The organism is Candidatus Albibeggiatoa sp. nov. BB20, from assembly GCA_016744725.1.
In the GTDB taxonomy this organism is placed as follows: Bacteria; Pseudomonadota; Gammaproteobacteria; order Beggiatoales; family Beggiatoaceae; genus Albibeggiatoa.
This window is the reverse complement of sequence record JADGDW010000263.1, coordinates 1-3340: the sequence shown is the minus strand read 5'-3', so window position 1 is coordinate 3340 and position 3340 is coordinate 1. Positions and strand designations below refer to the sequence as shown.

The 3340-nt window shown below is 34.8% G+C and carries 2 protein-coding genes; one reads left to right on the top strand and one right to left on the bottom strand.

What is annotated here, in order from left to right:
• Positions 1-414: 414 nt before the first annotated feature.
• Positions 415-2526, top strand: a complete 2112-nt coding sequence (locus ABXH34_RS18310; protein ID WP_353573330.1) for a SpoIIE family protein phosphatase — start codon at positions 415-417, stop codon at positions 2524-2526.
• Between the two features lie 220 nt (positions 2527-2746).
• Here ABXH34_RS18310 and zipA read toward each other — a convergent pair.
• On the bottom strand, positions 2747-3340 hold a 594-nt coding region (zipA, locus tag ABXH34_RS18305), incomplete at its 5' end, for a cell division protein ZipA (RefSeq protein ID WP_353573329.1).

Here is a 3340-nt window from a genome sequence, read left to right as displayed (position 1 = left end):
GTTACTAGTGGTGCCAGCACACCAACTAAAGTAACTAAAGAAGTCTATGATTATTTGAATTTATTTGATAGAGATGTCCCAGAAACGCACAGTAAATCTTCTAAGTTAACTAGCGAAAACCTTTTAAACTTTAGAAATAAAACATAAAAACACTTAAAGCATATTTCTCATATAGTTAAATAATGCATTTTTCATTTTTTATATACTTGAAGTATAGTGACAGCAGAGCTGTGTTTGGTACACTTAAATTAATTATTCACCTTACGCAGACAACATTTTGTAGAACGATAAATCAATGAGTTACGTTGTAGAGATGATTTTGTAAGTTATTGATTATTTAAGAGCGAGAATTTTTTTGCGTAATATGAGTTATTTATAAAACCAAAAATTATTACATAAGATGAGGGACAGGGCATGAAAGCTCAAGCTATAAATCCTATATCAGCCTATTTTTCGAAATTCTCTCTAATTCAATATATAAGACCAATTTGCCCAAAATTTAGCTTAGATACGATTGGCTCAAAATTACTATTTTCTCTACTCATTAGTATTTTCTGTGGATTATTAAGTTTATCCTATTACTTCTATCAAGCATTAGAACAACATGCTTTATCTGAAATTCATAATCGTCTCAAAATTCAATCCCTTCGCTTAGAAAAAGAACTAAGTACATTAGAAGAAGCTTCCAATAATATGTCTACAATTTTATTTAGATTGAAAAAATTAAGGATTCATGACCCTGAAGCTTATAAGCAATTAGCTTTTGATTTTTTTTTAAAACGCTCACCACTGGCTGTTGGTGCAGGGTTTGGTCAAGCTCCATATCAAATCGTAGCAGAACAAGAAGGTTTTTGGCCTTATTTTTATGTTGACCAAGGTGAAACCGATGCAATAGGCCAATTATTAGCTCCTCCTTATGCCAATGTGCGTTATGCAGAATTATTTACAGAAGATCATTATCTAAGCAAAGATTATTATCAACAAACGGTTGAAGCAGGAAAGATTCATTGGACTGAGCCTTTTTCATGGTATGGCATTGCGATGTCAACTTTGCTTAACCCTTTTTATAATGAGAAAAATCAATTGATTGGCGTTGCTGGCTATGATGTAAATGTGACTGCATTAACCCAACAATTGGATGAACCTGTATTAAATCAAGCGGGGTATTTTGTCTTGTTTAGTCAAGAAGGGCATTTGCTGGCTAATCCGCATAATCCAGAGCAAGCCAAGGCGATGACCCATTACAGCCAACTCAGTTTTTTCCAACCAATATGGAATACCATGCAACTGACATCAACAGGGTTATTTAGACACAATGAAGCTTATATTGCTTTCCAACATATTTCTAACACCCAATGGCTTATTGCTGCAGTGCTACCCGAAAAACCTATTTTAATGCCTATTTACCAAATGATTGGTATTAGCATGTTGTTTGCGGTCGTATTTTTGACTTCTATTGTGGTTTTATTTGTACGTTGGCTCAATTCGCGTTTAGTCCCTATTATGAATGAATGCCAAAAATTAAATATTGATGAGACCGATGAAAAATTGAGAATGCAGTGTTTTGCACAACAATTTTCCGCAGGTCAATGGGGACAAAATTTGTCGATTGACAGTCAGGATGAATTGGGGCAATTAGCTCGAACCTTTAGAGGGATGGCAGGGCAATTGAATGAGTTATTTCACAATTTAGATATGAAAGTAAAAGAACGCACTAGTGATTTAGAGCAAGCAAATGAGGAAATTAAAACCCTAAATGATTATCTAAAAGAAGAAAATATTCGCATGTCTACTGAATTGCTAGTCAGTCAAGAATTACAGCGCATGGTATTGCCAAAAGAACAAGAATTGCAAAATATTGATGATTTAGAAATCTGTGGTTTTATGCAGCCTGCAGTCGAAGTGGGTGGCGATTATTATGATGTTTTGCAGTATGGGGATAACATCAAAATTGCGATTGGTGATGTGACAGGGCATGGTTTAGCCAGCGGTGTATTAATGTTGATGGTACAGACTTCGATTCGTACTTTGTTTGCAAATAATATTTGTTCACCTGATACCTGTTTGAATATTTTGAATCGGGTGATTTATGATAATATCAAACGTATGGATTCGGATAAAAATCTGAGTCTGGCATTGGTTGATTATTGCAAAAGGAAAATTAAACTCAGTGGTCAACATGAGGAAATTTTATTAGTCCGCAGTAATAGTCAAATTGAGCGTATTGATACTATTGATTTAGGCTTTCCTATTGGTTTAGAACCAGACATTGAACCATTTTTAAATTATGTCGAAATTGAGCTGCATTCAGGTGATGGCTTGGTGTTATATACCGATGGTATTACCGAGGCAGAAAATATGAGCAAAGAACTGTATGGTTTAGATCGCTTGTGCCAAATAGTAAGCGCAACTTGGCCTCGTAGTGTAAAGGAAGTTCAGTTAGCTGTCATTGAGGATGTACGGCAACATATTGGTCAACAAAAGATTTTTGATGATATTACGCTAGTGATTTTAAAACAGCGGTAAAGTTTAAATTATAAACAGCCTAAATGTTTGAAAAGTTAAAATGTATCTAAGAGATTATTTTATGTTTATCATCAATGAGCTAGATGCCAATCAATCAGGCTAAGCAGTCGCGTTTTTTCATGGAATCAGCTCCACAATATTATGCAGAGGTTTAGGCTCAAAACTTGTCAGTATAAAGCAGCGTTTTTCAAATAGGGATTATTAATGCTATGGCAACAGGCTAATTTTCATCTAATATTTGTTCTTTTTCTAGCTCAAACTGCGTAATTTTATCTCGTAAGCCATCAATCATATCTTGGTCTAAAATATATTGCTGTTCATTAGTTAATGTACCTTCTAAATTCTCAGCCACTCTTTTTGCTGTATTTAGCATCAACTCAAAGGTGACTCGACCACCAAATGCCCCCGGTAGCTGCATAAAAAACACCAGCCCAGCACTGTAGAAATCATCCATTTCATTAGGGTTAAAAATCCCAGGATTTAAAATATTAGCAACACTGAAAATAGCATGTTTTACTTTGATTTCACCGACACCATAATGATGAAAAATTTCCATTTTGCCATACGACATATTCTGGTCTTGCAACACGGTAAAAATATCAGTTCCTAAAAATCCCTCTTCATGACGAGGCAATATAAATAAGGCAATAATCAATTCTGGCTCTGGACGTGATTTTTTAGCGGGCTTAGGCGGCTTATCAGTCTCTTTTATTTTATCTTTAAATGCTTCAGGCTTTCCATCAGTAACCGTTTCAGTTTCAAATCCATGATGTGCATTTTCAGATGGCTCTAATTCATTAGAACTATTGGAATC